Below are 26,806 nucleotides of genomic sequence, written 5' to 3'. Positions count from 1 at the left end.
GGCGGCGATGCTGGCGGTCGGCCGTGGGGAGAGCGCCGGGAGCGCGGACGGCGCCGCGCCGGCGCGCGCGGACGGTGCGGTTTTCCTGGAAAGGCGCCGCGCGCCTCGCGCCGCGCGCCGCGCCGGAGGCCTGGAGGGCCCTCGGCGCGGGGCTCACGCGCGGCGCGCCGGGCGGGGCTCACGCGCGGCGGGAGCGCGCCGGGCGCCGTGCCTCCCGGGCGCCGGCGCGCGGCGTGAGCCGCCGCGCGGCGGCTCACGCCGCGCGCGCCTCGCCGGCGGGCGCCTTGCCCCGCCCGCGCCGCGCGGCGATCGCCTGCTCGTAGATGGCCGGGTACCGCGAGAGCAGCGTGGGCCACTGCCGCTCCTTGAGGATCCACTCCCGCGCGCTCTTGCCGACGCGATCGAGGCGCTCCGGGTCCTTGAGGGCCTCGACGCAGCGCCGCGTGAGGTCCGCGCTGTCGCCCGCCTTGAAGACGAACCCGGTCTCGCCGTAGCGCACGAGCTCCCCCATCGCCGGCACGTCGCTGACCATCACCGGCCGGGCCATGGACATCGCCTCGAGCGGCTTCAGCGGCGTCGTGAGCGCGGTCGTCCGGGTCCGGATGCGCGGATACACGAGCAGGCTCGCCATCGCGTAGATGTTGAACACCTCGTCGTGCGGCACCCGCCCCGTGAACGTCACCTTGGACTCCACGCCTCTCTCGCGGGCGAACGCCTTGAGCTCCATCTCCTGGCCGCCGGCCCCCGTGATCACGACGTGCGCGTCCGGGATCTCCCGCGCGATGTCGCCGATCGACGCGATGAGCGTCTGGAGCCCCTCGTACGGCTGGAAGGTGCCGACGTACCCGATGAGCCTCTTCCCGGCGAGCCCGAAGCGCTCCCAGGCCCCGGGCGGGGCCTCCCGCGGCGCGAACTTGTCCGAGTCGACGCCGTTGCCCACCACGTAGAGCGCGTCCGTGCTGCGCACCCGCGGCGCGACGGCGTTCTTCAGGCTCTCGCAGATCGTCACCGTCGCGTCGGCGTACTTGTAGACCACCGTCTCGAGGCCGGCCGCGATCTTGTAGGGCACCGAGTCCTCGGCGAACTTGCCCCGGTCGACGGAGGCGTTCTCCCAGAGGTCGCGCACCTCGTAGACGAGCGGCAGCCCGAAGCGGCGCGCCGCCGCGAGGGCCGGCAGCCCGACCAGCATCGGCGAGTGCGCGTGCACGACGTCGGGCTGGAACTCCCGAATCGCGTCCTCGACGCGCGCCTCGAGCGCCCGCACGAGCGAGAGCTCCCGGACGAGCGGCAGCTTCTTGCCGGAAGGCTCGCGCGTCCGCCAGTAGGAGATGCCGCCGATCTCCTCCTTCAGCGCGTCCCCGGACCCCTGCTGCGCCGACGTCACCACCGCCGGACGCATCCCGTGCTCGGCCTGATGCTTGACGATGTAGTCGCTGCGGATCGTGTACCCCGCAATCACCGGCAGCGACGTATGAAGAACATGAAGCACGCGCACGAACCACCACCCTTCTTTATGATGATGCGCCGCGCAGCCTACCCGAGGCCGCCGCGACCGTCACGGGGCTCGTCCACGCCGAGGGGGGCGGCGCGCCGCGCTCGACGCGGACGCACGACCTCGACGTCGCCGCCTCGCCCACCCCACCCCGCGCGCGCGCGGGGTGGGGTGACGACCCCGAGAGCCTAGCTCTCGCCGGCCCCGTTGCGGTACGCTCCGCCGCCCCATGACCCTCAAAATCGCGATCGTCGGCTGCGGCAAGATCGCCGACGGCCACATCGAAGAGATCCAAAAGATGCCGGAGCGGGCTCGGGTCGTCGCCGTATGCGACCTGGAGCTCCTGATGGCCGAGCAGATCGCGGTGCGCTACGGCATCCCGAGCCACTACGACTCGTTCGACCGGATGCTCGACGTCGAGAAGCCCGACGTCGTCCACATCACCACCCCTCCGCAGTCGCACCTGTTCCTCGCGCGGCGGGCCATCGAGGCCGGCGCCCACGTCTACGTGGAGAAGCCGATCGCGCTGAACCTCTCGGACGTGCGGCGCCTCATCGAGCTCTGTACCGCGGCCGGGAAGAAGATGACCGTCGGCTGGGAGTACAACTTCGATCCGCCGGCCATCGAGATGCGGCGGCTCATCGGCGACGGCGTGCTCGGCGAGCCCGTCCACGTGGAGAGCTGCTTCGGCTACAACCTCTCCGGCCCCTTCGGCACGGCGCTCCTCGGCGACGGCTCGCACTGGGTCCATCGCCTCCCGGGCAAGCTGTTTCACAACAACATCGATCACCTGCTGAACAAGATCGTCGAGTTCGTGGACGACGAGCAGCCGAAGGTGACCGCCACGGCCTACGCGCTCCGGGAGAAGCGGTTCGGCGACGCCCGCGACGACATGCTCGACGAGCTCCGCGTCACGGTGCAGGGCGCGCGCGTCAGCGCCTACGGGACCTTCTCGTCGCACGCGCGGCCGCCCGGGCACTTCCTCCGCGTCTACGGCACGAAGAACACGCTCCACGTCGACTACACGAGCCGCACGGTCACGCTCGACGCGTCGCCGAAGCTCCCGAGCGCCATCGGGCGCGTCGTCCCCGCCTTCGATCAGGCCCTCTCGTACCTGCGCGAAGGGGGCAAGAACGTGGCGAGGTTCGCCCGCAGCGACTTCCACTTCTTCTCGGGGATGAACCGCCTGTTCGGGCTCTTCTACGACAGCATCACGCGGGGCGCCGAGCTGCCCATCTCGTACCGGGACATGATCCGGGTCGCGTGGATGATGGATGAGATCTTCCGGCAGGTCCCCCAGGAGAAGGCGCGCACATGAAAGTCCTTGTCACCGGCTCGAACGGCTTCCTTGGGTCGGCCCTCGTCGACCGGCTGCTCGCCCACGGCGAGACCGACCTCCGCTGCCTCGTCCGCCCCGCGAGCAACCGCGCGCGGCTCGAGGAGATCGAGCAGCGCCGCGGCGTCCCCCTCGAGGTCGCCGTGGGCTCCCTCGCCACGAAGGAGGCCGCCGAGCGCGCGGTCGAGGGCGTCGACGTCGTCTACCACGTGGCCGCGGCCATGGGCGGCGCGCCCGCCGACATGTTCCTGAACACCGTGGTCGCCTCGAAGAACCTGCTCGAGGCGCTGGTCCACACCGGGAGATCGCCGCGCGTCGTCCTCATCAGCTCCTTCGGCGTCTACGGCGTGGCCGACCTCCCGCGGGGGTACATCGTCGACGAGAACACGCCCCTCGAGGCGAAGCCCGCGCAGCGGGATCTCTACTCGCAGGCGAAGCTCCGGCAGGAGAAGCTCTTCTGGGAGTACCAGGCGCGCTACGGCTTCCCGCTCACGGTGCTCCGCCCCGGCGTCATCTACGGCCCGGGCGGCAACGCCTTCTCCAGCCGCGTCGGGATGAGCCTGTTCGGCGTGTTCCTGCACCTCGGCGGCAGCAACATCCTGCCGCTCACGTACGTCGACAACTGCGCCGAGGCGATCGCCGTCGCCGGCCGGAGCGAGGTCGCGAAGGGGCAGGTCTACAACGTCCACGACGACGACCTGCCCACGGCCGACGTCTACCTCGCCCGCTACAAGCGCGAGGTGAAGCCGATCCGCTCGATCAAGGTGCCGTATTTCGCCCTCGCCCGGATATCGAAGCTCGTCGAGCGCTACCACGCCTACTCGAAGGGGCAGCTGCCGGCGATCTTCACGCCCTACAAGGCCGCGACCTCGTGGAAGGGGAACCGGTTCGACAACACGAAGCTGAAGGCGCTCGGCTGGAAGCAGCTCGTCTCCACGGAGGAGGGCCTGCAGCGGACGTTCGCCTATCTCCGGGAACGCGCGACATGACGCGTTGGCGGTCGTTTGCGTCGTTTGCGTCGTTCGCGCCGCTCGCGCCGGTCACCGTGGCGCTCGGCCTCGCGGGCCTCTCCGCCGGCTGCGACCGGCGGATGACCCCGGGGCCCCCGGCGGTCCACAGCGGCGCGGACCCGCAGACGCAAGCCGCCGCCGCGGCCGTTCAGGCGGCAGCGCCGGGCGTCGCGGCGCCCCGCTTCGAGGCGCCGCCGGCGCCGCCCGCCTCGCCGGTCACGGGGCACCCGCGGCTCTGGGTGCGCGCGGCCGACCTGCCGAAGCTCCGGGCGCGCGCCACGCCGGCGAACCCGATGTTCAAGGAGCTCGCCGCCGTCGCCGCCGAGGCCGCGGCCGCGATGGACAAGGGCAGCATCCCCTCCGAGGGCGACTGCGAGTCCAGCCGCGTCTACTGCGAGGCGCACGCCGAGCTCTTCGCCTTCATGTCGCTCGTCTCGAGCGACGAGGCGGCCCGCAACGACTACGCCGCCCGCGCGCGCAAGATCCTCCTCCACATCGTCGACCGCGTGAACAAGGGGGATCCGAAGGATCCCTTCAACCACCCCAAGTTCTCGACCGGCGACCGCGCCCGCTGGGCCGGCGAGTCGTTCGGCCTCACGGTCGACTGGATCTACGGGTACCTCTCGCCCCAGGACAAGGCGGCGATACGGCCCGTCTTCCTGCGCTGGGCGGAGGAGCAGCTGAGGTCGTCGACGACGAGCCACGACCACCCCGAGCCGGCGGGCAAGCTGAACGACCCGGCCCTGCTGAAGGAGCCGCGGAAGCGCAGGTACGCCGTGAACAACTACTTCACGTCGCACATGCGCAACCTCGCGCTCCTGTCGCTCGCGTTCGACGAGGCCGACGATCCGCCGGCCCCGAACCACAAGGGCACCTACCCGCGGCTCCGGGACTACTTCGCCAACGTCACCGGCGCGTGGCTCTACATGACCGACAGCGTCCTCCGGAACGACGCGCGCGGCGGCGCGCCGCCGGAGGGCTTCCAGTACGGCCCCGCGACGCTCGCCTACGTGACCCAGACGCTGCTCGCCATCCAGACGGCCGGCGAGGCCGACCCGGCGAAGTGGGGCCCGCAGGTGCACCTCGACGGCAACCCCTTCTGGCACGAGTTCATCCCGGCCCACCTCCACAGCCTCAGCCCCGCCGCGCCGGCGGGGCGGATCGGGCCGACCCACGAGGCCGCGTGGACGGGCGACGGCCAGCGCTACGAGTACACCGACCACATCGATCCGTTCGCCGCGCTCGGCCTCCACGCCCAGAACGGCGGCAACGCCGAGCGCCTCAACGCGCTGCGCTGGATGGCCATCCACGCGGGCCCGGGCGGCGCCGCCGGCCTCGCGCGGCGCGCCCGCTCGCAGCTCGGCCAGGTCCACAAGCGCCACTCGATCCTGTACTTCCTGCTGCTCGACCCGTCGGTCACCCCGACCGATCCGCGCCCCTCCGTCCCGCTCACGCACTACGGCCCCGGCATGGGCCAGGTGTTCGCGAGGACGAGCTGGGGCCCCGAGGCGGCGTGGTTCCAGTTCCAGCTCGGCTGGGAGCACATCGACCACCAGCACGGCGACGGCCTCAGCTTCGGCTTCTACCGCGGCGGCGAGTGGCTCACGAAGGAGCGCATCGGCTACGGCGCCTTCTTCGGCAACTCCGAGCAGCACAACACCCTCGCCGTCGAGAACGACAGGAACCGCCGCCACGACGACCCGAACCGCGGCGGCCTGTGGCAGCGCGGCTCCCAGTGGCCGCTCGTGCACACGCACGATCCCCGGGTGCTCGCGAAGAGCTTCGCGCAGGACTACGTCTACGTCCTCGGCGACGCGACCCCGCTCTACAACTCCGACTACGAGGACATCCACGACGTCACGCACGTCAGCCGCTCGCTCGTGTGGCTCAAGCCGGACCACCTCGTCATCTACGATCGCGCCGCGACGGGCAAGGAGGGGCGGTTCAAGCGGTTCTTCCTGCAGACGCCGAGCGCCGCGCAGATCGCGGGGAAGCTCGCGACCGTCACGACGCCCAAGGGGCAGAAGCTCTTCGTGACCGCGCTGCTGCCGGAGAGCGCCGTCCTCGTGGCCGAGCCGTACAAACCGACCGGCACCTGGGACACCAAGCCGGCCGAGTTCGAGCCGATGCTCGCGACCCTCAGGACCGAGCCGCCGGCGCCGATGCCGAAGGACGCGCGCTTCCTCCACGTCATCGAGGGGGCCGCCGCGGGCGCCGCGGCGCAGCCGGCGACGCTCGTGCGCACGAAGCAGGGCACGCCGTACGCGGGCGCGGCGGTGAAGGGCACCCTGGTCCTGTTCCCGGTCGCGCTCGGCCCCGTGTCCCAGGTGCAGCTCACCTCGCTGCCCGGCGTCACGAGGCACCTCGTCACGGGGCTCACCCCCGGCGCCTCGTACGACGTGATCAGGAAGCCGGCGAGCGGCGGCGACGAGATCACGATCCGTCCCGGCTCCGGAGATAAGGCGACCAAAGCCGATGAGGGCGGCGTCCTCGCGCTCTGAGCCGGTCGGCTTGTCCTCGGCGCGCCGCGCTGCGATAATTTAGCTTCCCTGCCCACGTCCTCCACGGAGATGCCATGAGCAAGAAGCACCTCGTGTCTGCCGGCGCATTCCTCGTCGCGCTGGGCGCCCTGTTCATCCCCATCGAGGGCAAGGCCCCCGCCGCCACCGGGCCCATCGCGAAGGCCAGCTCGCTCGACCTGTCGGGCTTCTCGAGCGCCCCGCCCAGCGCCCCGCTGGATCTCCTGTTCATCCACCACTCCGTCGGCGGCCAGCTGCTCGCGGAGCCGGGCCCCGAGAAGGAGAAGGCGTCGTGCGTCTACGAGACGCATCCGAACGGCGGCGGCCTCAAGAAGAGGCTCATCGAGCAGGGCTACCGCGTCCACGAGGCCTCTTACGGCAGCGCGATCGGCGAGGACACCGACCTCTTCCACTGGGCGCCCAAGTTCCGCGACAGGATGGACAGCGTGCTCCGGGTCGCGCTCAACGACCAGACGCACCCGGACGGCGTGGTCAACCGGATCGTCGTCTTCAAGTCCTGTTATCCGAACAACCGCTTCGTCGGCGAGGGCGCCGCCCCCGGCAACCCGGCCGGCCCGGAGCTGACCGTCTGGAACGCGAAGGCCACGCTCTCGTCGCTCCTGCCCGAGCTCGCGAAGCGCAAGGACACGCTGTTCGTCTACGTGACCGCCCCGGCCAACATCCTCAAGCGCTCCAAGGAGCCCGCCTGGAAGTGGACCGCGAAGAAGATCCTCGGCAAGCCGTCGGAGGCCGAGGTCGCGCAGCGCCAGGCCGACCTCGCCCGCTCGTTCAACAACTGGGTCAAGTCGCCCGAGGGCTGGCTCAGCGGATATCCGGAGAAGAACGTCGTCGTCTTCGACTACTACGACGTGCTCACGAACAAGGGCGAGTCCAACTTCTCGCAGCACGGCTCGGAGGGGAACACCGACAACCACCCCTCGCGCGAGGGCAACGAGAGGGCCGCGGACGAGTTCGTGCCGTTCCTGAACCAGGCCGTGCGCCGCATGGGCCTCACCCCGTAGCGCCCCGCGCGCGGCGACGGCGATCTCGCCGGGAGGCGCCGGCGCATGCCGCTTGACGCGGGCCGCGATCCTCCGGAACGTCCCCCTCCACCCGAACCGCGTCTTCGCTGAGGACCCTCGTCATGCTCGCGCTCCCCGGGGTCATCCTTCTCATCATCTTCATCTACGGCAGGCCCCAGGAGTGGGACGAGCGCTTCGAGAGCCTGCCGTTCTTGTACCTCTGGCTCGCCCTCGCCTTCATGGGCATGGGGCTCGACCTCGCCATGGGCAAGGTCAGGCTGAAGGCGACCCCGCAGCTGCGCTGGGCGATCGTCGTCTACTTCTGGTGCGTGCTCACGCTCGGCCTGCGGAACCCCGCCGAGTTCTCCGAGGGCTTCGTCTCGATCAGCGTGACGTTCGTCCTCTTCTTCCTGATCGCGCACAGCCCCGAGGGCTTCAAGGGCTTCCAGAAGCTCGCCGGCACGGTGCTCATCATGGGCCTCTTCGTGGCGGGCGTCGCCGTGCACCAGGGGTTCTCGTCGTTCCAGTGCCTCGCGATGACGCAGACCATCGGCGGCTCGCGCGGCGAGGCGGGCATCCCCGACGGCCGGCCCTGCGAGATGCGCGTGGACTGCCGCGAGGGGCCCGGCGCCGATCCCGAGGCCGAGTACCTGTGCGAGCGCGTCGGCCTCTTCAAGACGTCGACGATCAACGGCCGGGTGCGCTGGCGCGGCGTGCTCCAGGATCCGAACGAGCTCGCGCTCACGTCGGGCATCGTCCTGCCGTTCAGCTTCGCCCTGTTCGAGCAGAAGCGCTCGTTCACGCGCGCGCTCCTGGTCCTCGTCTCGCTCCTCGTGATCGCGACCGCGATCATCCTCACGCAGTCGCGCGGCGGCCAGCTCGTCTTCGCGACGGTGCTCGGCGTCTACTTCGTCAAGAAGTACGGCGTCCGCGGCGCGATCTTCGGCGCGGTCTTCGCGGCGCCGCTCATGCTCCTCGGCGGCCGCGGCGGCGGCGAGGCGGACGAGTCGGCGAACGAGCGCACGGAGATCCTGGCCGAGGGCCTGATCATCTACCGGATGTTCCCGCTGATGGGCGCGGGCTTCCGCCAGTTCACGGAGCACCACTGGCTCACCGCGCACAACGCGTACCTCCTCGCGCTCTCGGAGCTCGGTCCGCTCGGGATGTTCGCGTGGACGGCGATGATCTACCTCACGCTGAAGATCTCGCTGGTCGCGCTCAAGCGGTACGAGCACGGCGCCCAGTTCGCGATGATCCGCGCCTGGTCCATGGCGATCATGGCCGGGTTCTGCGGGATGATGGTCGGGATCTTCTTCCTCTCGTTCACGTACCACTACGTGCTCTGGATCTACTTCGGCCTCGCGGGGGCGCTCTACTGCGCGATCCGGAGCGTCGATCCGAACTTCTCGATCCGGCTCGAGAAGCGCGACGTCTACCGGCTCATCCTGGCCGACGTCGCCATCATGCTGGTGATCTTCGTGCTCAGCAAGCGGGCCTAGCTCCGCGCGCCTGCGAGCCCGAAGGGGATCGCCGGCGCTCGGCGCTGGGGCGGCCGCGCGGCGCTGGGACGGCCGCGCCGGGCGCGGAGCGCGCCGCGACGGCTCAGCGGCCGAGGCCGAGGACCATCACGAGCGGCGTCTTCAGGATGATCGAGAGCTCCATCGACAGGAACGTCGAGAGCTTCTCGAGCGACGCGGCGTACGCGAGGTCGAACAGCAGCTTCATCCGCATGTCGTCGGCCTCGGCCCCCTCCGCCTCCTCGAGGCCGAACGGGTTCGTCAGCGTCGCCTCGAACGCGGCGACCTCGCTCTCCGCCGGGGCGCGGCCGGTGTAGCCCAGCGACACCTGCGCGAGCCCCGTGATGCCCGGCTTGATGTCGCGCATCCGCTCCTCGAAGAACGGGATGGCGAGCGCCAGGTTGACGAGCAGCTCCGGCCGCTCGGGGCGCGGCCCCACGATGCTCATGTCGCCCATGAGCACGCTCCAGAACTGCGGGATCTCGTCGAGCCGCGTCTTGCGCAGGAAGCGCCCGACGCGCGTGATGCGCGGGTCGTCCTGCTGCGCGAGCACGGGCCCGGTCATCTTCTCGGCGTCCACGCGCATGGAACGGAACTTGCGCATGTGGAATTCGACGAACCGCGGGTAGCTCACGCCATCCCGCACTTCCGTGCCGATCAGCATGCCCGCACGGCGCTGCATGTAGAAGATCGGCCCGGGCGACTCGAGATAGATGGCCGCGCCGATGATCGGGTAGAGCGGGAGGGTCAGCGTGAGACCCACGAGCGAGCCCGCGATGTCGATCGCACGTTTCGCTACACGAACGCCAGGTGTCACTGTTTACCTTGTGGCTCCCATAGTCGAGAACGTGGTAGGGTACAAGCTCGGATGGAGGTTTGGGCGTGATCCGACTCCGCGTACCAGGTTCGTTGACCTATCGCCACCTCGCCCTCCGCGTGGTGGCGGCCGCATGCAAGATGGCCGCGCCTGGGAGGGTCGAAGGCGGATCGCCCGGCCTGACCCAGGAAGACTTCGAGGACCAGACGGTCTCGGCGTTCGGCGAGGCGTTCAACAACATCGCGATTCACGGATACCGGGCTGGCCCGCCCGGCGACGTGGACATCGAGATCGAGTCCGACGCGGACGGCATCGTCATCCGCCTGATGGACACGGGGTGCAGCTTCGATCCCGCGGCCATCGACAACCCTCCCATCGACGACCTCCCCGAGTCCGGCATGGGGCTCTTCATCATCAAGTCGTTCATGGATGAGGTCGATTACTGTCCCGGCAGCCCGAATGTCCTCCGCCTCGTGAAGCGGCGGGAGGGCAGCTCGTGCATCGCCGGCGACGGCAGTGAAGGCAGCAGCGAACAAGAGCATTCCGATGCCGATTTCGCCGAGGCGACGGGGCATCGGACGAGCAGTTTCCGAATGCGGAGCGTCTCCCGCTTGGGCGCAGCCCGCGCCGCTGGGGGAATCAAAATCCAATGAGCTATACGCGGACCGATAACGGCAATGAGACGGTTGTGCAGTTCGAGGGGACCCTCGACGCGGTGACCGCACCGGAGTTCAGGACGTTGGTGGACGAGCTGGTGGCCGAGAACCGGCAGAACATCACGCTCGAGCTCTCGTCGCTCCGGCTGATCGACAGCTCCGGCGTCGGCGTCATCGTCTCGCTGTTCAAGCGGGTACGAGCCAACGGCGGCCAGGTGCGCATCGTGGGCCTCCGGGATCAGCCGCGCGCCATCTTCCGCCTGCTGCGCCTCGATCGGGTGTTCCCCACGTGACGCTCCGGGGCGGCGCGCTCGTCCCCGCGGCAGCGGCCGGCCCCGCGCGCGGGGAGGACGGGAGCGCGCGGGGACGGGAACGCCGCGCGCCGTGACCCTGGCCACGCCGCCTCATGCGTGTGCCGGGGGCGTGATCGGCGCGGGGCCGCGTGCGGCGAGCGCGGGCCGCGTGCAACAAGCTGGCGCTCGGGCGGCGCACGTCTACGATAGGCAGCCGTCCGCCGGACGTAGGTGCGCGTTCTCCGGGTCGGGCGGAGCAAGGGCAACCTTCGAGGAGCGCGAACAATGGACAAGAAGATGAACCAGCAGACCTCCGGGCCTCTCCCGCCCCAGGAGGCGCTCGGGGCGCTTCCCGTCGATGCGACGGCGCGACCTGCGGGTCCGCAGCCGCCCAGCATCAGCGCGATGATCAACCGGACCCTGGCGCACTGGTACGTGGCCGTGCTCGTGGCGCTCGCGGGGATCGCGTTCACGGTGCTCGTCGTGCAGTCGAGGAAGCCCGCGTACCGCTCCGAGACGGTGATCTTCTACCGGGAGGGCGTGAAGGCGACGTACCTCGGGCCGGACGGGCCCGACCCGCTCCGCACCCTCTCCGCGCGGCTGAAGGAGACGCTGCTCGCGCGCTCCAACCTCGAGAAGGTCGTGACCGAGTTCAACCTCTTCCCCGACGTCCTCGAGAAGCGGGGCATGGTCGACGCGGTCGACCGGCTCCGCATGAAGATCACCTTCAAGGCCCGCTCGACCGACACCTTCGCGATCTCGGCCGAGGGGGAGACGCGCGAGCAGGCGCAGGAGGTGACGCAGCGGCTCGCCGACATCCTCGTCGAGGAGACGACGCGCATGCGCAGGTCGCAGGCGAAGCTGACCAACGAGTTCCTCGACGCCGAGCTGAAGCGCGCCGAGCAGGACGTCGAGAAGGCGGAGACCGAGCTCGCGGCGTTCCTCGCCGAGCACCCCGAGTTCGCCGCCGAGCAGGCCGCGCCCGGCGGCGCGCAGACCGGCGCCGCCATCCGCGCGCAGGAGCGCCGCTCCACCACCACCGACCCGACGCTGGAGGCCCTCGAGCGGCAGGCGCCCCGCCTGCGGGCCCGGCTCACCGGCAAGCCGGAGCAGGTGGCGGCGAGCGTCGGAGGCGCGCCCTCCCCCGTGCTGGTCCGCCAGAAGGATCAGGCCGAGCAGGAGCTCGCGACCGCGCGGCGGGACCTGGCCGACAAGCAGTCCCGGTTCACCGAGCAGCACCCGGACGTCCGGGCCGCGGCCGCCCGCGTGAGCAACGCCGAGGCGGCGCTGCGGCGCGCCGAGGAGGCGCTCATCATGCCGCCCGCGCCGGAGCCGGTCGTGGAGGTCGCCGCGACCGACGAGGCCGAGAAGGCGAAGATCAGGGCCCAGCTCGCGAAGATCGAGCGGGAGATCGCCGCGCGCAGGAGCGCGAAGATGGGGAACCCGGCCGACGCGAGCGAGACGGCCAAGGCGATCATCAACACCGAGACCGAGTGGTCGCGGCTCAGCCGCGAGAAGGCGCGGGCGCAGCAGCGGCTCGCCGACCTCGAGGGCAAGTCGTTCCGCGCGGAGATGGCCGCGAGCTCGGAGCAGGGCGGCTACTCGGCGCAGATCGAGGTGCTCGACCCGGCGTACAGGCCGAGCGCGCCCTCGAGCCCGTCGCGGCTGATCCTCGCCATCGCGGGGCTCTTCGTGTCCGTCGCGGCCGGGATCGCCGCTGCCGCGGCGCGTGGCATCGTGCTCGACGATCGGGTTTACGACATGGAAGATATCGATCGAATGGCGCTCGCTCCGGTGCTCGTCGTCGTGCCGGCCAACGCGCGCGGGCCCCGAGGACGCCGTGGCTGAGACAGGCGGAGCTGAGCCGGGAAAGCCCCCGCCGGTCGCGTCTCTGGAGCGGGCGCTCGATCAGGTCTGCGACTTCCTGAGTCGCGCGGAGCAGACCGCGCGGGTCCGCGCCCTCGTCATCGAGGCGCGCCGGCTCCGCAACGTGGTCGGCAACTGGCGCTCGATCGCGCCGGATCCAGACGTGCGCGAGGAGATGATCGCCCGCGTCCTGCGCCTCGCGAACGACGCCGAGGACGTGGTCTCGGCGGAGCGCCCGAGCCAGGACGACTCGGGCGCCGCGTTCGACTCGCCGACCATCCGCCATGACCTGCCGCACGCGGGGCAGCACGGGATGGGGCTGCGCCTCGGCCCCGGGCCGGCGGCGGCCGGTCATCCCGGCATGCAGGCGCCGCTCAAGTCGCCGCCCCAGGCGGCGGCGATGTTCCTGGCGGGGCTGTCCGGGGAGCACGGGGAGCACGGCGCGCCTCACAGCCACGGCCACCCGGCGATGCACGGCGTGCCCGCGCCCGCGCTGCCGCCCGGCCCCGAGCGGCCCTACGCGGCCCCGGTGGTGACGCGCGTCGTCGACCTGAGCGCCACGCTGAGCAGCCCGGGGCTCGCGCCGAGCGGCCCGGGCGCGGCGGGCGCGCCGGCGATGCCGGTGCCCATCGAGCGGGTCATCGCGCCGCCGGCGCGCGACGTGGGCGTCCGCGAAGCGGCGCCGCACGCCGCGGGCGCGCCGCCCCTGGAGCGCTCGTTCAGCGGGACGTTCCCCTCGCCCCCGTCGCTCGTCTTCGACCGCGTGGTGCCGGGCGCCGCGCGCGAGGTGACGGTGCGCGAGGTGCCGCCGCCGCAGCAGCCGCATCAGCCGCCGCCCGAGAGGCCGCTGGAGCGCACGGGCACCGCCGCGTTCTCGTCGCCGCCGTCGCTCATCTTCAACCGCGTGGTGTCGACCCCGGCGCAGCAGGCCGTGGACGCGAAGCTGCAGTCGCTGGATCCGACGTTCGAGGAGCCGCCGTCGCTGCACATCGAGCACATGCGCTCGCTGCCGAGCGGCCCGGAGAACGCCGGGCTGCTCCCGGAGGAAGGCCTGGGCGGCTTCGGCGAGGTCACCGTGCGCCCGCTGCCGCTGCCGGACGCCGTGGATCCGAACATCGTGATGATCCACGCGCCGTACTCGCCGCAGGCGGACGCGTACCGGACGCTCCGGCGCAAGCTGCCGTCGGCCGTCGGGACCACGATCGCCGTGACGAGCGCCGGGCCGGGCGAGGGCAAGACGTCGTGCGCCATCAACCTGGCGCTCGCCCTGCGCGAGACCGTCCGCGGGAAGATCCTCCTCGTCGAGGCGAACATCCGCCAGCCCGGCATCGCGAAGGCGCTGCGGTTCGATCCCCCGAGCTGCTTCAGCGAGCAGCTCCAGCGCCACGCCGCCGACCGGTTCGCCCCCTGGGTCGTCGTCGACCAGGCGGCGCCGGCGCCCGCCGTGGCGCCCGGCGACGACGGCGTCGACTCGTCGGACCGGAACGCGGCGCCGGCGGGCGGCAGGTCGCCGGACCCGAGGCTCTCCCTCCAGACGCCGGTCCACATCCTGGCCGTCGACCCGCGCACGGAGCGGCCGCCGATCCTCGACGCGGTGGCGTTCTCGAGCGCGATCGAGAGCCTCAAGCGCGCGGGCTACTCGTACATCATCATCGACACGCCCCCCGTGCTCGGCAGCATGGACATGAACGTGATCGGCGACTCGGTGGACGGCGTGATCCTGACGTCGCTGGTCAAGAAGTCGACCCGCAAGGCGATCCGCCAGGCCATCGAGCAGCTCCGGCCGGCGCCCATCCTCGGTGTCGTCCTGCTCGACGCCTAGTTCCGCGTGTCAGAAATCCCGCCAGGGATTGCTGACGCGCGGAGCTAGAGGAACTAGCGCGGCCGCGAAGCGGACGCCGGGGTCCGGGGCGGAGCCCCGAGGAAACTCGGCGCGCGGCCCGCGGCTTCCCTGCTCGAAAGGTCGAGGAGCCGTAGCCGAGCGCCGGCTCCATTGTTACCTTGCGGCCCTCATGCGCTCCGGACGAGGCATTGCGGTCGCGGCCTTCGGCTGCGCGATCCTCACCCACGACGACGCTCGAGCGCAGGACGCGTATCTCCAGGGCGTCTTCACGGGCTCGATCGGCGTCACCGACAACGTGAGCTCGGCGGCCGAGCCTCCGGCCGGGCCCGGCCCCGACGCCGACGGCTTCGGGACCGTGAGCCCCGGCCTGATCTTCACCTACACGACGCCGCGGACCTCGCAGACGCTGTCGTACACGTTCTCGGCGAGCTTCTTCTTCCGGCACTGGGAGGCGAGCTCGTACTCGAACATGGCCATGTGGTCCGGCCGCTTCGTCACGTCGCCGAGGACCACGCTGACGCTCGGCGCGGCCGGGTCGCAGGGCCAGCTCAACACCTTCCAGCTCGAGCAGACGCCGGGGACCACGACGATCCAGGGCACCGCGGGCGGGACGACGAACTTCGTGCAGGCGTCGTTCAACGAGGGGTTCTCGTTCCAGCCGTCGCCGGTCTGGGCGCTCGGGCAGGGGGCGACGTTCCTCGTCTACAACCCGCTCCAGGACCTCCCGCAGCGCACGTACACCGTGTCGAACACGCTGAGCGCGCAGCGCATCTTCCGCCACGACACCGTGTCCGGCGCGCTCTCGGTCGGCTACACCCACTTCGACAACGTCCCGGTGACCGCGGACACGGTCGAGGATCGCGATCAGCTCCTGACCACGCTCGTGGCGAGCTGGCAGCACGACCTCGGCCGCCGCTTCTCGAGCCAGCTCGACGTCGGCGGGGTGGTCGCGACGGACCTGACCGGCGGCGCCGACTCGCTCGTGCGGCCGGCGGGGCTCGCGGCGCTGCGCTACACGCACGACCGTGGCGAGGGCGAGCTCGCGTACGCCTACACGGCCACGCCCAACGTCTTTTTGCAGCAGATCCAGCTCTCGCACCAGCTGACGCTCCGCGCCGCCGCGCCCCTCCGACCGGCGTGGCACCTGTCGGTCGAGGGCTCGGCCGGCGGCCAGATCGCGCAGCCGCTCGAGGCGAACGCGGCCGGGGAGCTCGTGACGGGGCCGACGACGATCGCGGTGGTCACCGACGTGGCCTTGCTCTGGAGCCCCGTCGTCGTCATCCCGGATTTCGCGCTCGCGCTCCGGTACCAGCACACGAACCAGCACACCGAGGCGAGGACGTCGGAGCTCCCCGACACGCGCATCGTCCGCAACGCGGTCCTCGTGTCCGTGTCGGGCGCGTTCCCGCGGCGCATGGAGCCCGGCTCGCGCATCACGATGACGCAGCCGTTCGGCTCCGCGGGCCCCGTGGGCCCGCCTCACCGCGACCCCACGCCGATCGAGCCGCCCGAGGGCACGGAGCCGTCGGCCAACGACGCCACGCCCTAGCGCCGCGCCGCCGACGCTCGTCCCTGGTCACGCGCCCACTGTAGGCCCCCGGGGAGGGGGCCGAGCAGCTCGGCAGGACCTCGGGTCAGGTACGCCGCGCGAGCAGGAACGCCCGATCGTCCTCGGGCAGCTGGTCGCCGCGGAACTCCTCGAGCATCTGCGTGAGCTTGTCGGCGATCGACGCCACCGGCCGCCCCGCGCTCGCCGCGCACAGCTTGGCGAAGCCGGTGCCGAGCGCGTGCAGCCCGAGCATCTGCTTCGACGAGTTCCGCAGCTCGGTGAGCCCGTCCGTGTACATCGCGAGCACCTCGCCCGGCGCGAGCACGCTCTGGTGCGCCTCCATGGGCACCGGCCCGATCCCGAGCGCCGGGTTGACCGCCGCCTGGAGGTGCCGCAGGCCGCCCTCCGCGGTCGCCACCAGCGCCGGCGGGTGCCCCGCGTTGACGCACTCCATGCGGCCCGTCGCCGGGTCCAGGGCGACCGCCACCATCGTCACGAACGACTGCTCGGGCAGGTACTCGCAGAGGTAGGCGTTCAGCCGGTCCATCATGCCCGTGATGCCGCGGCCGGCGTCGACCGTCGCCCGCACCATCGTGTGCACGCTCGACCCGATGAGCGCCGCCTGGAGCCCCTTGCCGCAGACGTCCGCCACCGCGAGCATCAGCCGGCCGTCGGGCATCGGGACGATGTCCACGTAGTCGCCGCCGACCCAGCGGCACGGCTCGAAGCCGAGCGCCACGTCGAGCGCCTTGAACTCCAGCCGCTTCGGGACGAACGTCCGCTGGATCTGGTGCGCCATCTCGAGCTCGCGCTCGATCGCCGCGTGCGCCTGCGCGTGGCGCCGCGCCTCCCACGCCGACTCGGCCTGCTGGTAGACCTCCGCCGCGAGCGCGATGAGCCCGAGCCACTCGACGCTGCCGAAGTCGGGCGGCAGGGTCACGTAGAGCAGGTTCATCAGCTGCTCCTCGACCCGCAGCGGGCAGGCGACGACCCAGAGCGCCATGACGTCGCGCGACATCGTGAGCTCGACCGTGGCGCTGTCGCTCACCAGGTTGCCGGCGAGCACCGGCTCGCGCGTGTCCTGCACGGCCGCGAGCACGCGGCGCGAGATGTACGGCGGGGCGACCGAGTCCTCACGCCGGAGCGACTGGAACGGGCGGTGCGGCCCGGACAGGATCGTGAGCGCGCCGTTCTGCCGGAGCCGCAGCGCGAGCGCCATGCTGCCGTGGAAGTCCTCCCGGACCATCAGCTGGCAGAGCGCGTCGAACCGGTCCGTGGCGTCCTCGATGCTGAGGAGCCGCCGCGACAGGTCCATCAGGGTGAACAGGTGCTTCGCGGCGATCCGCGGCGGGTCGAGCTCGCCGAGCTTGCGGATCGCGGTCGGCTTGTCCTCCTCGAAATGGAGCCCGCCCGGATCGAGCGGCACGCGGGGGGCGCGCGCCGTGAGCTGGAACTCGAGGATGTAGTCGCCGATCCCGATGCGATCCCCCGGCTTCAGCACCTTCTCGTTGATCCGCTCGTCGTTGACGAGCGTGCCGTTGGTGCTGCCGAGGTCGCGGATCCACCACCGGCCGAACGGATCGCAGAAGAGCTCCGCGTGGCGCCGGGAGACCGTGTAGTGGTCGAGCGTGAGCTGCACGCCCGGCGCCCTGCCGATGACGATGTGCGACTCGGTCAGCGGCCGCCGCGTCCCCGGGAGGTCGCCGAGCCGGATCTCCAGGTGGCCCTTCCAATCCGAGCTCGACGGCGCAGGGCCCAGGTTCTCATCTGCAGGCGACATCGTTCGACCTGGCCCGACCATGGGCGGCGGCGTGGACATGGACCGTCTTCGATGGGTACCGAACCGGCGCCCTGACATCAAGGGGATGCTCGCGATTTCGCGAGCGCGGCGAGATCCGCGTACGTAAAGGCCACGGTTGAAACGCTCGCGGGACGCTCGCCGCGAGCGTTTCCGCGCCGCGGCGCCGATGGCGCGGGCGTTGCGCGACACGGCGCGGCGCGGGCCGACAAGGCGGCGAGACGGGCGCCGATGGGTGCCCGGTCACCAAACCGCCGCACCCGCCGGCGCCCCCGCCCCCGTTCGCGCCAGCAGGCGCGGCGCACGGGGCGGGCGACGTGGCGCGAGCGCGCCCGCGGGCGGGCGCCGGCGCGGGCAGGCCGCGCCGGCGTGCCGCTCGGGGCGTCCTCGGCTAGGCCTTGATCACCTTGGGGTGCACGTTGCGGTAGACGCCGCGGGCGTCGACGATCAGGGCGGCGTGGTTGAGCACGAAGTCGTAGTCGACCACGGAGTGATCGGTGACGACCATGACCGCGTCGTGGCTCTTGAGGGTGTCCTCGTTGAGGGGCACCGACGAGAGCTCCGGCAGGTGCGGCCAGGTGCGCATGCGCGGCAGCTTGGGCACGTGCGGGTCGTGGTAGCTGAGCACGGCGCCGAGACGGCGCAGGAGCTCGATGATCTCGAACGCGGGGCTCTCGCGCGGATCGTCGATGTCCTTCTTGTAGGCGACGCCGAGGAGCAGGACCTTCGTGCCCTTCATCGGCTTGCCGCGCTCGTTCAGCCCGAGCTGGAGCTTGTTGACGACGTAGTGCGGCATCTCGACGTTCACCTCGCCCGCGAGCTCGATGAACTTCGTGGACACGCCGAACTCGCGCGCCTTCCAGGCGAGGTAGAACGGATCGAGCGGGATGCAGTGGCCGCCCCAGCCCGGGCCCGGGTTGAACCGCATGAAGCCGAACGGCTTGGTCGAGGCGGCGTCGAGCACCTCCCAGACGTCGATGCCCATGGCGTCGTAGACGACCTTGAGCTCGTTCACGAGGGCGATGTTGATGGCCCGGAAGATGTTCTCGGTGAGCTTCGCCGCCTCGGCCGCGCGCGCCGACGACACGGCCACGGTGCGCGCGATCGCCTGGGAGTAGAGCGCCTGCGAGAGGACCAGCGACGCGCGATCGACGCCGCCGACGACCTTCGGGATGGTCGCGGTGCTGTGATCGCGGTTGCCCGGGTCCTCGCGCTCGGGCGAGAAGGCGAGATAGAAATCCTCGCCCATGCGGAGGCCTGATTGCTCGAGGATGCCCTTGACCAGCTCGTCGGTGGTGCCGGGGTACGTGGTCGACTCGAGGACGACGAGCTGCCCCTTCCGCAGCCGCTCCTTGATCTTCTGGGCCGAGATGACGACGTAGCTCATGTCGGGCTCCCGCTGGGCGGTCAGCGGGGTGGGGACGCAGATGAGGATGGCGTCGGGCTCGTTGAGCCGGCCGAAGTCCGCCGTCGCCTCGAACCGACCCGTCTTGGATGCCGCCGCGACGCGCGAGGGATCGAGGTGCTTGATGTAGCTCTTCCCCTCGCTGAGCGCGGTGACCTTCTCGGGGTCGACGTCGAAGCCCAGCACGCGGAAGCCCTTCTCGATGAACGTGAGCGCCAGCGGCAGGCCGACATAGCCCATGCCGATGATGCCCACCTGGGCTTCGCGCGAGTTGATCTTCGCCAGGAGGCTCTCGACCGCAGCGGGATGCGTCTCTGCCATTTCCTTTGATCTCCAGTGGTGGAGGGGAGCCGCCACGCGGATCCCGACCCATGTTGAAGAGTGGGGCCCGACGCTACCACAGGCCCCCAAATTTCGCTCGATTGTCGAAAAGGTTCCAGCGGCCGGCCGGGGAGCGCCGGAGGCCGGCGACGCGCGTCACACGTCAGCGACGGCGGCGCACCGCCTCGCGGGCGAGCTGGAGGAAGTCGCGCGACGCCTGCCGCGCGATGACCAGCGCGGAGCCGGCGAAGACGAGCGCGCCCGCGAGGACCTCGGCGCCGAGGCGGAAGCCGCGGGGCATCTCGCCGAGCGACCGCATGGCGTAACGGACGGCGAGCACAGCAATGACCATGGGCACGCACGCGACCAGCGGGCGGACCAGCGGCCGCAGCAGCCGCATGTACGGCACGCCGTCGGCGCGCTTCACCACCCAGAGGCTCCCGAGGGCGTGCACCCCGAACGCGACGCCGACCCCGGCGCACGCCCAGAGGACGCCGCCGATCGTGCCGAGCAGCGCGATGGCGCCGACGATCGCGACCACCTTGAGCCACTCCAGGACCATGATCGCGCGCGTCCGGCCGTAGACCTGCATGTACGAGGACATGACCCAGCCGATCGGGCGGGTGACGCCGAGCGCCGACAGCACGGCGAGGAGCGGGCCGGCCGGCTCCCACGCATCGTTGAAGAACGTGTCGTTGAGGATCGTCGGGGCGACCGCGCCGAGGCCGACGGCGAGCGGGAAGATGAGCAGCGAGAGCAGCGTGAGCGCGCGGACCAGGGCGGCCTTGCGCTGCTCCGGCTCGAGCTTCGAGAACGACGGGACGAGCACGTCGCCGATGCGCTCGCCGACCTGCGAGGCCGGGATGTCGGCGAGGTTCCACGCGAGGTTGTAGAGCCCGCCGACGTGCTCGCCGAACAGCCGGATCATGACGAGGTTGTCCCACTTCGAGGCCCCGAAGTTCGCCAGCGACCCGAAGTTGAGCGGGATGCCGAAGGCGAACAGGTCGCGCGCCTTCTCGCGCGACAGCGGGCTCGGCGTCAGCCACTCGGCGAGGCTCACCGCCGGGACCGTGGTGACCACGCGCACGACGGCGCGCAGGAGCGTCGCGACCACGATGGCGTTGCCCCCCCAGCCGCGCACGGCGAGGAGGACCGACGCCGCGGTGTAGGTGAGCTCGCCGGCCGCGTTGCGGAGGCTGACGCTGCGGAAGCGCATCTCGCGGATGAGCAGGCGATCGGGGACGTACCAGATCCGATCGATGATCATCGCGACGATGAGCCCGGGCATGAACTCGAGCATCCCGGGCGCGCCGACGAGGTGCACCGCGATCGGCTCCCGCAGGAGGTAGATGACGCCGATGGCGAGCAGCCCCGCCACGTGGAAGTAGACGGTGGCGTTGAAGACGGTCTGGCGGTCGAGCTGCGGCTGCGACGCGATGTACTGGCCGATGCCGAGGCTCGACACGAAGTGCGCCGTCATGATGACGACGGACGCGGCCGAGACCTCGCCGTACACGTCCGGCGCGATGAACCGGGTGAGGACGAGGGTGCCAATCAGCCCGATGACGCGCGAGCCGAGCCCGGTGGCGATCGTCCAGACCGCGCCGAGGACGGCCTTTCGGGCGAGCGCGGAGGAGCCGGCCACGATCAGGGCACGAAGACGGTATCGCCCGCCTTGAGCACGAGATCCTGCTCGGGCCGCTTGCGCGAGGCGATATCGTCGTAGTTGATGGGGATGTGCCGGAATTTGCCCGGGCTATCCATGCGGATGAGCAGGATCTGATCGGTCGAGGCGAACTGGTTCGGGCCGCCGGCCATCGCGAGCGCCTCGGAGACAGAGACGAAGTAGTTCGCGTTGAAGGTGCCGGCGCGCGCGACGTTTCCGCTGACCACGAAGCGGTAGCTGTTGATCCCGGTCACGGCGACGGTGATCACGGCCGTCTCGTCCTTCACGAACTCGGAGAGCCGCTTCTTCAGCTCCTCGCGCACCTGGGTCGGCGTCCTGCCGGAGACGTAGACGTCGCCGATGAGCGGCATCGTGATGTACCCGTCGGCCCTGACCAGCGCATCGCTCGACAGGTCGGCCATGCGCCACACGTTGACCCGGAGCTGGTCGCCCACGCCGATCACGTACTCGTGCTTGCGCGGATCGTACTCCTTCGCGTAGTTCGCCGGGTTGTAGACGTACGTGGGCGCGCACCCGGCCGAGAGCGCGGCGAGCGCGAGGGCTGCCGCTGCTGTCAAAAGCACTCCTCTCATGAAGGACCGTTTCGTGGGACGGGCTGTGCCTTCCATGGGCGTCTGCATTGAGGAGGATGTCAGGCAGTACAGGGTTGCGATCACGAGGCGATCGCGGCCGTGGGGCCGCGCAGCTCACGAGCGGGGCCAGCATTGCAGGAAGGCCGTCCGCCGCCAAGGGGAAGTTTTCATCCTGCGGCAGGGCGCCGGATCCTCGCGCGGAACGAGCTTGACGGCCCGATGGCCGCTCTCAAAGCTCGGCTTTGATGCTGCTTCATCTCCAACGGATCGCGGTCCCCTTCGAGTACCCCGTCTACCTCACGGACGGCGTCTTTTCGCCGAGCAACGGCGATCTCGCGTCCGCCATCGCCTCGAAGGAGCCGCGCCGGCGCCACCGCGTCCTGCCGGTGATCGACGGCGGCGTCGCCGCGGCGTGGCCGTCGCTCGCGGAGGACATCGCGCGGTACGTGGGCGCGCACGCGGACAGGCTCGCGCTCGCGGCCGATCCGATCGTGGTGCCCGGCGGCGAGGCGGCGAAGAACGACGCCGCGGCGACGGCGGCGCTGCAGGCGAGGCTCGACGCGCTCGGGATGGATCGGCAGTCGTTCGTGATGATCGTCGGCGGGGGCGCGGTGCTCGACATGGCCGGCTACGCGGCCGCGACGGTGCACCGCGGCGTGCGGGTCGTGCGCGTCCCGACCACGGTGCTCGCGCAGGCCGACTCCGGCGTCGGCGTGAAGAACGGCGTCAACGCGTTCGGGAAGAAGAACCTGCTCGGCACGTTCGCCCCGCCGTTCGCGGTGATGATCGACCCGCGCTTCCTGGAGACGCTGCCCCTGCGCGACAAGGTGGCCGGGATGGCGGAGGCGGTGAAGGTCGCGCTGATCCGGGACGCGAGGCTGTTCTCGTGGCTGTCCGAGCACGCGCCCGCGCTCGCGTCGGGCGCGCTCGCGCCGCTCGCGGAGCTCGTGCGCCGCTCGGCGGAGATCCACCTCCAGCACATCGCGACCGCGGGGGATCCGTTCGAGCTGGGGAGCGCGCGGCCGCTCGACTTCGGGCACTGGGCCGCGCACAAGCTCGAGTCGCTCACGAGGCACCGGCTCCGTCACGGCGAGGCGGTCGCCATCGGCATCGCGATCGACACGCTGTACGCGGAGCTCGCCGGCCTGTGCGGCGAGGCGACGTCGGCCGCGGTGGTCTCGACGCTCGAGGCGCTCGGCTTCGCGCTGTGGGACGACGCGCTGGCGCTCGCCCGGCCGGGCGGCGAGCGGGGCGAGCGGCTCTGCGTGCTCGACGGGCTGGACGAGTTCCGCGAGCACCTCGGCGGAGAGCTCACGGTGACGCTCCTCGAGGACGTGGGGCGCGCGCGCGAGGTGCACGCGATGGACGAGCGGCACATCGTCGCGGCGATCGCGCGGCTCCGCGAGCGCGCCGGGCGGCGGGGCGCGCTCGCGGCGGCCGGCGCGGCCGGGGCGGCGCGGTCGTGAGGCTCGCGTGCGCGGGGGCGCCGCACCTCACCTACTGCACGAACATCCACCCGGGCGAGACGTGGCCCGAGGTGAAGCGGAGCCTGGAGACGCACCTGCTCGAGATCGTGTCGCGCGCGGCCGGAGGACCGGAGGGCAGCGGCGCGGCGCGCGCGGGGACCGGCGAGCGCCGCCGATGCGGCGTGGGCCTGCGGCTCTCCGCGCGGGCGGCGGCGGAGCTCGCGGCGCCGGCGGAGCTCGAGGCGTTCCGCGACTTTCTCGAGCGAAACGGCCTGTACGTGTTCACGCTGAACGGGTTCCCGTACGGCCGGTTCCACGGCGCGCCCGTGAAGGAGCGCGTGTACCTGCCGGACTGGCTCTCCGACGAGCGCCTCGCGTACAGCGACCTCCTGGCGACGCTCCTCGCCGCGCTCTTGCCGGCCGAGGAGGGCCTGATGGGCAGCGTCAGCACCGTGCCCGGCGCGTTCCGGCCGCGGGTGCGCGGCCGGGACGACGCGGAGGCGATGGCGCGGCGGCTGGTCCAGCACGCGGCGCACCTCGTCGAGCTCCGCCGCCGCACGGGCAAGCGCGTCGCGCTGGCGCTCGAGCCGGAGCCGCGCTGCTTCCTCGAGACGACGCCCGAGGCGATCGGCTTCTTCACCGAGCACGTGTTCGCGCGGGAGCGGGCGCGGGAGCTCGCGGCGCTCTCCGGGATGAGCCTCTCGGCCGCCGAGGAGGCGCTCCGCGTGCACCTCGGCCTCTGCTTCGACGCGTGCCACATGGCGGTCGAGTTCGAGGACGCGCCGGCGTCGCTCGCGGCGCTCCGCGCGGCGGGCGTCGGCGTGCACAAGGTGCAGATCAGCGCCGGGCTGCGCGCGCGCGTGGCGGAGCGCGATCCGGCGACGATGGCGCGGCTGCGGGCGTACGCGGAGGACGTCGTCTACCTGCACCAGGTGGTCGAGCGCCGCGGCGGCGCGGCCGGGGGCGAGCTCGTCCGCTACCTGGATCTGCCCGAGGCGCTGTCGGCGCTCGAGCGCGCGAGCGCGGCGCCGCCGGAGGCGCGGCCGGAGGAGTGGCGCATCCACTTCCACATGCCGATCTTCCGGGGGTTCGAGGGCGCGCTCGCGACGACGCAGCCCGAGCTCGCGGCGCTCTTGTCGCACCTGCGCGAGGTGCCCGCGACGCAGCACCTCGAGGTGGAGACCTATACCTGGGATGTCCTGCCGGAGGATCAGCGGCGCGGCGGCGTGGTCGAGGCGGTGGCGCGGGAGCTCCGCTGGGTGGAGGAGCGGATGGTGGCGGAAGGGAGCGGCGATGACGGCGTCGTCGGCGCTGGCCGCGGAGAGGGGGTGTGACGATGAGCTCACGCGCGCGGGTGTATCTGCGGCTCGGCCGCGTCTCGAACTTGCCGACGGTCTGGACGAACGTGCTGTGCGGCATGGCGCTGTCCGGGGCCGGCGTGCGGGCGCCGGAGGTGGCGCTGGTGGGGTTCGCGGTGTCGCTCATGTACGTGGGCGGCATGTTCCTGAACGACGCGTTCGACCGGGAGATCGACGCGCGCGAGCGGCCCGAGCGGCCGATCCCGTCGGGGCTGGTGAGCGCCCGCGAGGTGTTCGCGGTGGGGTACGGCCTGCTCGGCGCGGGGGTGCTGCTCGTGGGCGGCCACGCGCACCTCGCGGGCCGGGGCGCGGCGCCGGCCGTCGCGAGCGCGCTGCTCGCGGGGGCGATCGTGCTGTACGACGCCTGGCACAAGGGGAATCCGCTGAGCCCGGCGCTCATGGGGCTGTGCCGCGTGCTGGTCTATGGGACGGCGGCGCTCGCGGCGGGGGGGCAGCTCGGGAGCGCGGTGCTCGGCGGGGGAATGGCGCTGCTCTTCTACCTGATCGGGCTGACGGCGATCGCGAAGCAGGAGAACTTGCTGGCCGTGCGCAGCCTGTGGGCGCTCGGCTTCATGGCGGTGCCGTTCCTCTACACGCTCGGGGCGCCGCTCACGGGGCTCCTGGGGACGATCGCGTACGGCGCGCTCGCGGGCTGCGTGATCCACGCGGTGAGGCTCTTGCGGGGGACGCGGAAGGACCGGATCCCGCGCGCCGTGGTGACGCTCATCGCCGGGATATCGCTGCTCGACGCGGTGCTCATCGCGAGGACCGGGGCGCCGGGCGCCGGCGGCGCGGCGGCGCTGTCGCTGCTGGGATTCCCGCTGACGCTGGCGATGCAGCGGGTGGTGCGGGGGACGTGAGGCAGCGGGGGGCGCGGGCCCCCGCCCCGCCGATCAATCGAACAGGTGGCTCAAGATGACCTTGCCGACGTCGGTGGCGTGGACGCTCTCCCCCGGCGGCAGCAAACCGCAGCTGGACATGAGCAGGGGTCCCCGCCCGGGCCCCTCGATCAGCCGCCCGTGAGATCCCCGGACGAGCCCGGCGTCGAGCGGGATCACGTCCATCAGGTACCGGAACCCGAGCTTCTTCTTGAGCAGCCGCCACGCGACGCTGGCCGGCAGGGCGCGCAGCGCGGGATCGGCGAACAGCTCCACGGGGTCGTACCCGGGCTTGCGGTGGATATCGACGGTCCTCGCGTACTCGGGCGCCTTCTCGTCGTCGAGCCAGTAGTAGTAGCTGAACCAGCGATCCTCGCGTGAGACGGCGACGAGCTCGCCGGACCTCGGATGATCCAGGCCGGCGGCGCGCTTGCCCTCCTCGTCGAGGACGACGTCCACGCCGGGCAGCGCCTCGAGCAGCGCCTTCACCTCGGCGACGCGCTCCGGGCGGCGCACGTAGACGTGCGCCACCTGGTGGTCGGCCACCGCGAACGCCTCGGACGCGCCGGCGTCGAGCTTCTCGAGCCCGCGCTCGACCCGGACGCGCACGAGGCCGTGCTCCCGGAGCGCCCGGTTGATGTGCACCACCCCGGACACCCGCGTGATGCCGTATTCGGACAGGACGATCACCCGCGCCCCGTCCTTGCGCGCGTGGTCGATCAGCTCGCCGCAGACCGCGTCCACGGCGCGCAGATCGTCCTGGATGGCAGGATCGTCCGGCCCGAGCCGCTGGAGGTTGTAATCGAGGTGCGGGAGATAGACGAGCGTCAGCGTCGGCCGCCGCGTGTCGACCACGTGGCGCGCGCACCGCGCGATCCACGCCGTCGACCGGATATCCGCGTTCGGGCCCCAGAAGTTGAAGAGCGGAAACTCGCCCAGCCGGAAGACGAGCTCATCGCGCAGCGACGCCGGCTCGGTGTAGATGTCCGGCAGCTTGAGGCCGTCCGCCCAGTAGATCGGCCGCGGCGTCACCGCGTAGTCGGCCGAGCTGTACATGTTGTACCACCAGAACAGCTTGGCGCAGGTGAAGGTCGGGTCGCGGCGGCGCGCCGCCTCCCAGATCTTCTCCCCCGCCACGAGCTGGTTCGCCTGGCGCCACAGGTTCACCTCGGCGATGTCGCGGAAGTACCAGCCGTTGGCGACGCAGCCGTGCCCGCTCGGGAGGAGGCCTGTCGTGAAGGTCGACTGGACCGTGCACGTGACCGCGGGCAGCACGGTCTCCAGCGGGCGCATCGCCCCTTCGCGCGCGAGCCGCTGCAGGTTCGGCGTGGCGTCGCCGAGGAGATCGCCGGTGAGCCCGACGACGTTGAGGACGACGGTGCGGTGCATGGGCGCGCTCGG

General features: G+C 71.5%; 20 protein-coding genes. 13 read left to right on the top strand and 7 right to left on the bottom strand.

Going from position 1 to position 26,806, the window contains the following annotated elements:
* Nucleotides 1-253: 253 nt before the first annotated feature.
* Entirely contained in the window at nt 254-1,495 is a 1,242-nt protein-coding gene (locus tag WME83_RS06585) for a glycosyltransferase (protein ID WP_437318392.1), read from the bottom strand.
* Nucleotides 1,496-1,721: 226 nt separating this feature from the next.
* On the opposite strand from WME83_RS06585, the gene WME83_RS06580 reads away from it, so the two are divergent.
* The 5 genes from WME83_RS06580 to WME83_RS06560 all read left to right on the top strand — a co-directional run bounded on the left by WME83_RS06580 (nt 1,722) and on the right by WME83_RS06560 (nt 8,878).
* Entirely contained in the window at nt 1,722-2,810 is a 1,089-nt protein-coding gene (locus WME83_RS06580) for a Gfo/Idh/MocA family protein (RefSeq protein WP_437318391.1), read from the top strand.
* Complete coding sequence (locus tag WME83_RS06575) at nt 2,807-3,817, top strand: NAD-dependent epimerase/dehydratase family protein (RefSeq protein ID WP_437318390.1); 1,011 nt, start codon at nt 2,807-2,809, stop codon at nt 3,815-3,817. Before WME83_RS06580 ends, WME83_RS06575 begins: the two co-directional genes overlap by 4 nt.
* Nucleotides 3,814-6,339 carry a hypothetical protein gene (locus tag WME83_RS06570; protein ID WP_437318389.1) on the top strand — a complete coding sequence of 842 codons (2,526 nt, stop codon included), beginning with the start codon at nt 3,814-3,816 and terminating at the stop codon, nt 6,337-6,339. The genes WME83_RS06575 and WME83_RS06570 overlap by 4 nt, the downstream gene beginning before the upstream one ends.
* A 74-nt stretch (nt 6,340-6,413) precedes the next feature.
* Complete coding sequence (locus tag WME83_RS06565) at nt 6,414-7,379, top strand: hypothetical protein (RefSeq protein WP_437318388.1); 966 nt, start codon at nt 6,414-6,416, stop codon at nt 7,377-7,379.
* A 122-nt stretch (nt 7,380-7,501) separates the two neighbouring features.
* Nucleotides 7,502-8,878: an O-antigen ligase family protein gene (locus WME83_RS06560; protein ID WP_437318387.1), complete on the top strand. Its 1,377-nt coding sequence runs from the start codon at nt 7,502-7,504 to the stop codon at nt 8,876-8,878.
* Nucleotides 8,879-8,981: 103 nt separating this feature from the next.
* Here WME83_RS06560 and WME83_RS06555 read toward each other — a convergent pair whose 3' ends face one another.
* Nucleotides 8,982-9,713, bottom strand: coding sequence for a sugar transferase (locus WME83_RS06555; RefSeq protein ID WP_044985571.1), 732 nt, complete (start codon nt 9,711-9,713; stop codon nt 8,982-8,984).
* A 65-nt stretch (nt 9,714-9,778) separates the two neighbouring features.
* Here WME83_RS06555 and WME83_RS06550 point away from each other — a divergent pair, with 65 nt between their 5' ends.
* The 5 genes from WME83_RS06550 to WME83_RS06530 all read left to right on the top strand — a co-directional run bounded on the left by WME83_RS06550 (nt 9,779) and on the right by WME83_RS06530 (nt 15,920).
* Complete coding sequence (locus WME83_RS06550) at nt 9,779-10,366, top strand: ATP-binding protein (RefSeq protein ID WP_437318386.1); 588 nt, start codon at nt 9,779-9,781, stop codon at nt 10,364-10,366.
* Nucleotides 10,363-10,662 carry an STAS domain-containing protein gene (locus WME83_RS06545; protein WP_044985570.1) on the top strand — a complete coding sequence of 100 codons (300 nt, stop codon included), beginning with the start codon at nt 10,363-10,365 and terminating at the stop codon, nt 10,660-10,662. The genes WME83_RS06550 and WME83_RS06545 overlap by 4 nt, the downstream gene beginning before the upstream one ends.
* 285 nt (nt 10,663-10,947) lie before the next feature.
* Nucleotides 10,948-12,510 (top strand): GumC family protein, encoded by a 1,563-nt coding sequence (locus WME83_RS06540; protein ID WP_437318385.1) that lies wholly within the window; start codon nt 10,948-10,950, stop codon nt 12,508-12,510.
* Entirely contained in the window at nt 12,503-14,350 is a 1,848-nt protein-coding gene (locus WME83_RS06535; RefSeq protein ID WP_437318384.1) for a hypothetical protein, read from the top strand. Before WME83_RS06540 ends, WME83_RS06535 begins: the two co-directional genes overlap by 8 nt.
* A 190-nt stretch (nt 14,351-14,540) precedes the next feature.
* Complete coding sequence (locus WME83_RS06530) at nt 14,541-15,920, top strand: hypothetical protein (protein ID WP_437318383.1); 1,380 nt, start codon at nt 14,541-14,543, stop codon at nt 15,918-15,920.
* Nucleotides 15,921-16,005: 85 nt separating this feature from the next.
* On the opposite strand, the gene WME83_RS06525 is transcribed toward WME83_RS06530, so the two are convergent.
* The 4 genes from WME83_RS06525 to WME83_RS06510 form a co-directional block, all read right to left on the bottom strand.
* The gene (locus WME83_RS06525) at nt 16,006-17,700 is read right to left on the bottom strand and encodes a SpoIIE family protein phosphatase (RefSeq protein ID WP_020733221.1); all 1,695 of its coding nucleotides are present in this window, start codon (nt 17,698-17,700) and stop codon (nt 16,006-16,008) included.
* 409 nt (nt 17,701-18,109) lie between these two features.
* Nucleotides 18,110-19,444: a nucleotide sugar dehydrogenase gene (locus WME83_RS06520; protein WP_437318382.1), complete on the bottom strand. Its 1,335-nt coding sequence runs from the start codon at nt 19,442-19,444 to the stop codon at nt 18,110-18,112.
* Nucleotides 19,445-19,607: 163 nt separating this feature from the next.
* Nucleotides 19,608-21,089, bottom strand: coding sequence for an oligosaccharide flippase family protein (locus WME83_RS06515; protein ID WP_437318381.1), 1,482 nt, complete (start codon nt 21,087-21,089; stop codon nt 19,608-19,610).
* Nucleotides 21,090-21,091: 2 nt separating this feature from the next.
* Entirely contained in the window at nt 21,092-21,694 is a 603-nt protein-coding gene (locus WME83_RS06510; protein WP_437318380.1) for a polysaccharide biosynthesis/export family protein, read from the bottom strand.
* 254 nt (nt 21,695-21,948) lie between these two features.
* On the opposite strand from WME83_RS06510, the gene WME83_RS06505 reads away from it, so the two are divergent.
* Genes WME83_RS06505 through WME83_RS06495 form a run of 3 tightly spaced genes read left to right on the top strand, consistent with a single transcriptional unit; the run spans nt 21,949 to nt 25,387 of the window.
* Entirely contained in the window at nt 21,949-23,169 is a 1,221-nt protein-coding gene (locus tag WME83_RS06505) for a 3-dehydroquinate synthase (RefSeq protein WP_437318379.1), read from the top strand.
* Complete coding sequence (gene eboE, locus WME83_RS06500) at nt 23,166-24,503, top strand: metabolite traffic protein EboE (RefSeq protein WP_437318378.1); 1,338 nt, start codon at nt 23,166-23,168, stop codon at nt 24,501-24,503. Before WME83_RS06505 ends, eboE begins: the two co-directional genes overlap by 4 nt.
* Before the next feature lie 2 nt (nt 24,504-24,505).
* Nucleotides 24,506-25,387, top strand: coding sequence for a UbiA family prenyltransferase (locus WME83_RS06495; protein ID WP_437318377.1), 882 nt, complete (start codon nt 24,506-24,508; stop codon nt 25,385-25,387).
* 33 nt (nt 25,388-25,420) lie between these two features.
* Here WME83_RS06495 and WME83_RS06490 read toward each other — a convergent pair whose 3' ends face one another.
* Nucleotides 25,421-26,794, bottom strand: coding sequence for an alkaline phosphatase family protein (locus WME83_RS06490; RefSeq protein WP_437318376.1), 1,374 nt, complete (start codon nt 26,792-26,794; stop codon nt 25,421-25,423).
* Nucleotides 26,795-26,806 lie beyond the last annotated feature (12 nt).

It is taken from the genome of Sorangium sp. So ce385 (assembly GCF_051474135.1).
GTDB classification, from domain to species: Bacteria; Myxococcota_A; Polyangia; order Polyangiales; family Polyangiaceae; genus Sorangium; species Sorangium cellulosum_D.
This window is presented reverse-complemented; position numbering and strand designations above follow the sequence as displayed.